The sequence below is a fragment of the Flavobacterium sp. genome (assembly GCF_031363805.1).
In the GTDB taxonomy this organism is placed as follows: domain Bacteria; phylum Bacteroidota; class Bacteroidia; order Flavobacteriales; family Flavobacteriaceae; genus Flavobacterium.
Genome location: NZ_JANLVD010000100.1, coordinates 1 through 5,063, shown reverse-complemented (window position 1 = coordinate 5,063; position 5,063 = coordinate 1). Strand labels below are relative to the sequence as shown.

Sequence of the window (5,063 nt, the reverse complement as noted above, 5' to 3'; positions counted from 1 at the left end):
AAATCTTTGTTGTAGATTTGTTTCAAAAGCCACCAAACTGATTCCATATATTTGGGTTTGTAGGTTACATAAGGATCTTCCATATCAACCCAATAGCCCATTTTTTCGGTAAGATCATTCCACACATCGGTGTAACGCATGACTGTTTTTTTACAGGCTTCGTTATATTCTTCAATAGAAATGGTTTTTCCAATATCTTCTTTGGTAATTCCTAATTCTTTCTCAGTGCCCAATTCTATTGGCAATCCGTGCGTATCCCAGCCTGCTTTTCGTTTTACTTGAAACCCTTTTTGAGTTTTATATCGGCAAAAAATATCTTTGATGGCGCGCGCCATGACATGGTGAATTCCTGGTAATCCGTTGGCGGATGGTGGTCCTTCAAAAAATACAAACGGCGTGCTACCTTCTCTTGAAGTGACACTTTGTTCGAAAATGTTGTTTTTTTTCCAAAAATCAAGCACTTCAGATGCTACTGTTGGCAAATTAAGTCCTTTGTATTCAGTGAATTTTGTGCTCATTATATCCTTTTCTAAATTCGATGTGCGAAAGTAGTGAATTATACTTTATAGGCAAAAGAGTATGGGAAAAAGTTGATGTTTAACTCATTTTAAACCAAAAAAATGATTTAATTAACAATTAGAAAAAAAGTTTTAATTAATATTAGGAACAAATCTATTTCACCGCGAATTCGCTAATTAAAAATGGCTTTTATTTTTTTAATTGACGAATTCGCGGTGTAAAAAAATAATGATTTCATTTTTAAAATCTACCACAAAATAAATTTACCGTAAATTTGTTTCAATCTTTTTTATAAAATGTCAGAAAATTTACTTTCAAAAATAAATAATCCAACAGATTTACGTCAACTTGATGAAAATCAATTGGGACAAGTTGCCCAAGAATTGCGTGATTTTATTATTGATATTGTATCCAGAAAGGAAGGTCACTTAGGCGCAAGCCTTGGCGTTGTAGAATTGACAATTGCCCTTCATTATGTTTTCAATACGCCAGATGATTTATTGGTTTGGGATGTTGGACACCAAGCTTATGGACATAAAATTTTAACCGAAAGGAAAAATATTTTTCATACCAATAGAGAACTTGGAGGTATTTCTGGTTTTCCAAAAAGAACAGAAAGCATTTATGATACTTTTGGCGTTGGACATTCTTCTACATCTATTTCTGCCGCTTTGGGAATGGCGATAGCTTCAAATATAAAAGGAGAAACAGAAAAATATCATATTGCAGTAATTGGCGATGCTTCAATTGCTTCTGGAATGGCTTTCGAAGGTTTAAATCATGCGGGAGTGACTGATGCTAATATTTTAGTTATTTTAAATGATAATGCCATAGGAATTGATCCAAGTGTAGGTGCTTTAAAAAATTATTTAACAGCTGTAAAAGAAGGAAAAAATCACAAACAAAACAATATAATCAAATCTTTAAATTTTGATTATTCTGGTCCAATTGATGGACATGATATGAAAGTTTTAATTCAAGAATTGGAAAGACTTAAAAAAATTAAAGGGCCAAAATTTCTTCATATTATTACGACCAAAGGCAAGGGTTTGCAACTCGCGGAAGAAGACCAAGTGAAATACCATGCGCCTGGAAAATTTGATAAAAATACTGGAGCAATTCATCCAAAATCAGAAGAAAATTTACCACCAAAATTCCAAGATGTTTTTGGATTGAGTTTGGTAGAATTAGCGCAGCAAAATCAGAAAATAGTCGGTATTACGCCAGCCATGCCATCGGGATCTTCCATAAAATTTATGATGGAAGCTTTCCCAGAACGTGCTTTTGATGTTGGCATTGCTGAACAACATGCTGTAACGCTTGCCGCTGGAATGGCAACCCAAGGTATGATTGTATATTGCAATATCTATTCTACATTTTTGCAACGTGCCTACGATCAAGTCATACACGATGTGGCTTTGCAAAATTTACCAGTTATTTTTTGTTTGGATCGTGCTGGTTTGGTTGGCGAAGATGGAGCCACACACCATGGCGTATTTGACATTGCGTATTTGAGTTGCATTCCAAACATGATTATTCATGCGCCAATGAATGAAATTGAGTTAAGAAATATATTGTATACTGCACAATTGGGCTTGAATAATCCAATAGCAATAAGGTATCCGAGAGGACGAGGTGTAGTTGTTGATTGGAAAAAACCATTCCGAAAAATAGACATTGGTAAAGCTTTTCAGCTGAAAAAAGGCTCGAAAATAGCACTATTATCTACAGGAACTATTGGCAATAATGTTATTAAAGCACTTTCTGAAATTGAAAATTCGAATTTATTTTCGCATTATCATTTCCCATTCGTAAAACCTTTGGATAAAAATTTGCTTCATGAGATTTGTCTCAATTATCAACAAATTATTACGTTTGAAGACGGCCTGATTTCTGGTGGTTTTGGTAGTTTGGTTGATTCTTTTACGTCAGAAAATAATTATAGCATTCCAATAAAGAAAATAGGAGTTCCAGATTATTTTATTGAGCATGGCACCGTGAATGAATTGCAAATTGAATGTGGTTTTGATGTAGAAACTTTAAAAAGTTATTTTGAAACATTTTCTTGAAAAATCACTTTTATTTCTTTAACTGATTTAAAGCATTTTTTGTAAAATCTGACAAAACCAATTGTCCAGAAATTGCAGCGCGATCGTACAATAATGTACTCCAATGTGTTGTATTTTCCCAAAAAACTTGCTTCATTTCCTTTAAAGAATCAGGATTGTAGGAAGCTAATTTTAAAGTGAATTTTTCTAATGCCAAATCCATTTCATCTGTAGAATCAAAAATTTCTGAATACAATCCTTTTTCAAAAGCCCATTGTGGTGTTTTCCAATCATGGGCAGTCAATGTAAGTTGAGTTGTAGCTGTTTTTCCTATTTTTCTAGAAACTACAGGTTCAATCACAAATGGTCCGATGCCAATGGCTAATTCTGATAATTTTATAGAAGCTTTTTGGGTAGCAAAAACATAATCGCAAGCAGAAGCCAATCCTACGCCGCCGCCCACTGCTTTGCCTTGCACTCGACCCACAATAATTTTGTTGCAGGTTCTCATGGCGTTAATCACATTGGCAAAACCACTAAAAAAAGTTTTTCCCTCCTCAAAATTATTTATGGAAAGCAATTCATCAAAAGAAGCACCTGCACAAAAAGCACCATCTCCTTGGCTTTTTAAAATTACAATAGAAACAGCATTGTTTTCGCTAATGACATTCAATGTTTCTGTTAATTCTTTTAATAAATGGGTTGGGAAGGAATTGCTTGCGGGATGACCAAAAGTTATGGTTGCTATATTATTGTTAATTTTCGACTCTATAAATCCGTTGGTGTTTGTAGTATTCATGGCTAATTTTTGATATTACAAAGTAAACATAAAAAAAACATCCGCCGAAGCAGATGTTGTGTTTTTATTTTCCTTTATTGGCTTCAGACACATATTTTTCTAGTGCCATAGTCATAGAAGGTGTTTCGGGTGTTGGTGCCAAAATATCTATTCTTAAACCGTGTTCCAAAGCTTCTTTTTGAGTAGTGCTTCCAAAAACAGCTATTCTAGTATTATTTTGTTCAAAATCTGGAAAGTTTTTAAATAATGATTTTATTCCTGTTGGACTAAAAAATGCCAAAACATCATAATAAACATCTTTTAAATCAGACAAATCACTCATAACTGTCTTATAAAATGTTCCCGCTGTCCAATCGACTTTCAACGAATTTAAAGTTTGTGGAATATCTGCATTTAACTGATCCGAAGATGGCAATAAGAATTTTTCGTCTTTGTACTTTTTAAATAAAGTAGTCATATCGACAAAATCTTTTTGCCCAACATATATTTTACGTTTTCTATACACCACATATTTTTGTAGATAGAAAGCCACAGCTTCCGACTGACAGAAATATTTTAAGTCTTCTGGAACTTTGTATCTCATTTCTTCAGCTACTCTAAAAAAATGATCAACTGAGTTCTTACTAGTTAAAATGATGGCCGAAAAGTTATTCAAATCTACTTTTTGAGAACGAACATCTTTGGCTAAAACTCCTTCAACGTGAATAAATGATCTGAAATCAACCTTTATCTTGTGCTTATTTTGCAGTTCAAAATAAGGAGAGTTTTCAACCTTTGGTTCAGGTTGGGAGACTAAAATTGTTTTCACTTTCATATTAAACATTTTCAAATACACTACCTATTTGCTATAACATAATATGTAAAGTAATAGGGTGCAATTTCAAGTGTGCAAATATACAAAATAAAATAAAACATCTTGCCCATTAATAATTTTTGATAATTTCTTAATGAAAACAGGTAAGTTATAATGTTAATTATCAATAATATGGCTAGGAGCGTGATTATTACGTAATAATTTAAAAAATCTGTATAAAATAATACAATATTGACTGGCAATAAAAATAATCCTATGTAGGTTCTGTAACTAACTTTGAATAAATTAAATTGTTCAACCAAATTTTCAATATTAAATGATGTAGCAATAATTTTTTCGATTAAAAATTTAGAAAGAATAAAAAAACTCATTATCGTAAATATTTGGATAAATGTTATCCAATTTGTCTTGGTAGTGTAGCCCAAATAAGTCATGATAAGCTGAACAAAATAAGACAACGAAATAAGCTGCACTACAAAAAGCAAAATGGTAAACCAAGTCATCAAATTACTACTGTCTTTGTAAATTTTCAAATATTTATCGCTCACCAAAAGATTTACAAAATCCGAAAACCGATTTTCAAACGCAGATTTTGTAATGGCAATTATACCCAATGATATTAGAAAGAGAACAGTTACCCAGTCTTTATTTTCAACTATTCTTGGAATCAAATCATATTTATTCATCTTACAAAATTACAAATTTTTTGAAGATTTGTTTAATTATAAATTATTTAAGAAACTCATGTGTTAAAAAGTTTATTTTTGCACTACAAATTCACACTATGCAAGACGGAATTGTCATTATACCAACCTATAACGAGATAGAAAATATTGAGATTATTATTCGAGCTGTTTTTTCATTGCCAAAAAAATTTCATGTT

Annotated in this window: 5 protein-coding genes and 1 pseudogene; 2 read left to right on the top strand and 4 right to left on the bottom strand. The window is 32.1% G+C overall.

Annotated elements, in window-relative coordinates:
- Window positions 1-518 (bottom strand): class I tRNA ligase family protein (locus RMN92_RS06130; RefSeq protein ID WP_309608586.1); only part of this gene is annotated, 518 nt, incomplete at its 3' end.
- Between the two features lie 297 nt (window positions 519-815).
- Here RMN92_RS06130 and RMN92_RS06125 point away from each other — a divergent pair.
- The gene (locus RMN92_RS06125) at window positions 816-2,588 is read left to right on the top strand and encodes a 1-deoxy-D-xylulose-5-phosphate synthase (protein WP_309608585.1); all 1,773 of its coding nucleotides are present in this window, start codon (window positions 816-818) and stop codon (window positions 2,586-2,588) included.
- Window positions 2,589-2,598: 10 nt separating this feature from the next.
- Here RMN92_RS06125 and RMN92_RS06120 read toward each other — a convergent pair whose 3' ends face one another.
- The 3 genes from RMN92_RS06120 to RMN92_RS06110 all read right to left on the bottom strand — a co-directional run bounded on the left by RMN92_RS06120 (window position 2,599) and on the right by RMN92_RS06110 (window position 4,866).
- Window positions 2,599-3,366: an enoyl-CoA hydratase/isomerase family protein gene (locus tag RMN92_RS06120; RefSeq protein WP_309608584.1), complete on the bottom strand. Its 768-nt coding sequence runs from the start codon at window positions 3,364-3,366 to the stop codon at window positions 2,599-2,601.
- 64 nt (window positions 3,367-3,430) lie between these two features.
- A complete protein-coding gene (locus RMN92_RS06115) occupies window positions 3,431-4,180 on the bottom strand; it encodes a uroporphyrinogen-III synthase (RefSeq protein WP_309608583.1) in 750 nt (249 codons plus the stop codon).
- 20 nt (window positions 4,181-4,200) lie between these two features.
- A complete protein-coding gene (locus tag RMN92_RS06110) occupies window positions 4,201-4,866 on the bottom strand; it encodes a DUF4271 domain-containing protein (protein ID WP_309608582.1) in 666 nt (221 codons plus the stop codon).
- Between the two features lie 98 nt (window positions 4,867-4,964).
- Between RMN92_RS06110 and RMN92_RS06105 the strand changes: the two are divergent.
- Window positions 4,965-5,063 (top strand): annotated as a pseudogene (locus RMN92_RS06105) (polyprenol monophosphomannose synthase); the annotation flags it as partial.